The sequence below is a fragment of the Streptococcus mitis genome (assembly GCF_001074635.1).
Taxonomy (GTDB): domain Bacteria; phylum Bacillota; class Bacilli; order Lactobacillales; family Streptococcaceae; genus Streptococcus; species Streptococcus mitis_E.
The window spans coordinates 1-1,372 of sequence record NZ_JUQO01000056.1 but is presented as its reverse complement, the minus strand read 5'-3'; the positions used below and the strand labels follow the sequence as shown (position 1 = coordinate 1,372).

The window sequence follows — 1,372 nt, the reverse complement described above, 5'->3', positions numbered from 1 at the left end:
TGAGGTTGTAGATAAGACTGACGAAGTCAGTTACATATATCTACGGCAAGGCAAAGCTGACGTAGTTTGAATTTGATTTTCGAAGAGTATTAGAAACATTTTATAAAGACCATCAACTCAAACCATTCATATCGCCTGAACGAGATTTGGATGCTTGACTTCTAAATCCTAAGCCCGTTCCCAAGCGAAATTTCAAGGATTTTAAGAAAGATATCTACTAATTAATTTATAAAATATAAATTAATAGATTCTAAATAGGGGAATAATTTAGTTCTGTAAAAATTAACTTCTACACCTATAACGCTTATTCTGACAGACTTTATAACAGTCTAAGAAAAAAGTAGAGATTCATAGAGTATCTAGATTTTCCAAATAATTGCCACCTTGGCACATAAATTCTTGCTTTCTAAATTTAAATGTGATATATTTATAACATAAAATTTAAGTGTTATATATTTATAACATAAAAAAGGAGTCTATCATGAAAAAAAGTCAAAAAATGCGTGGCCTCATTGCAGTGATTGCCGTAGCTCTCTTTATTGATTTTACTGTTTTATTTGGTTCTAATCTTAGTTGGGGACCCAAGTTAGTTATTACTGGTATTTCAGTGTTAGGTCAAATTGTAGCTATTTGGGGCTGGCTACATAGGAAACCACGGCCTCATAAGAGTCAGAAAGGTAAGGGAAAGATTATTTTTGACTTGTCTGCTAAGCTTTACGCGATACTTGTGCTTGCAGCAAGTATTTTTTATACATTAGGAATTTGGGTTGCGAACCCAAGCGAAAGTTCTGGTATTAAAGAATGGATTTTAGGAATTGGCCTCGTTATTGAAGTGATTGTATTTGTTTTTTTCTCCTTGAAAAATGTCAAGGAAACTCCGGACGAACGCTTTTATGCTAATTTAGCCAAGGCAGCTAGCTTGATGTTTGTTTTTATACTAGGCGCACTGATGATACTAGCAGTTATCATTGGGTATATGGGGTCTCTCACTCTTTACATGGGACAGATATTTATTAGCATAGCTGCCTTGATTTTCATCTTTGCGGTTGTCTATTTTATCTTGGAACGTAGAGGATAAGCATGGCCAAAGAAAGCAAGATTATTACTAATCTCAAATCTGTTCGTGAGTCCACAGGCATGACCCAGCAGGAGTTAGCCGACCGCATCGGCATGCGACGCGAGACAATTCTGCACTTGGAAAATAATCGTTACAACCCTTCGCTAGAAATGGCTCTTAAAATTGCTCAAGTTTTTAATCTGAAAGTAGAAGACCTCTTTGAACTCAGACAGAAAGAGGAAGCATAATTCTTTTCGAGACCTAGTATTAAGTTCTTTGATTCATTAGGAATTAAGCCGAAAGAAAAAATCCATT

2 protein-coding genes are annotated in these 1,372 nt (G+C 35.3%); both read left to right on the top strand.

Translation table 11 applies throughout. From position 1 onward, the window contains the following. The first annotated feature begins 481 nt into the window (after positions 1-481). Positions 482-1,078, top strand: a complete 597-nt coding sequence (locus tag ADI58_RS01955; protein ID WP_049521258.1) for a hypothetical protein — start codon at positions 482-484, stop codon at positions 1,076-1,078. A gap of 2 nt (positions 1,079-1,080) precedes the next feature. After that, positions 1,081-1,305: a helix-turn-helix transcriptional regulator gene (locus tag ADI58_RS01950; RefSeq protein ID WP_001041099.1), complete on the top strand. Its 225-nt coding sequence runs from the start codon at positions 1,081-1,083 to the stop codon at positions 1,303-1,305. Positions 1,306-1,372 lie beyond the last annotated feature (67 nt).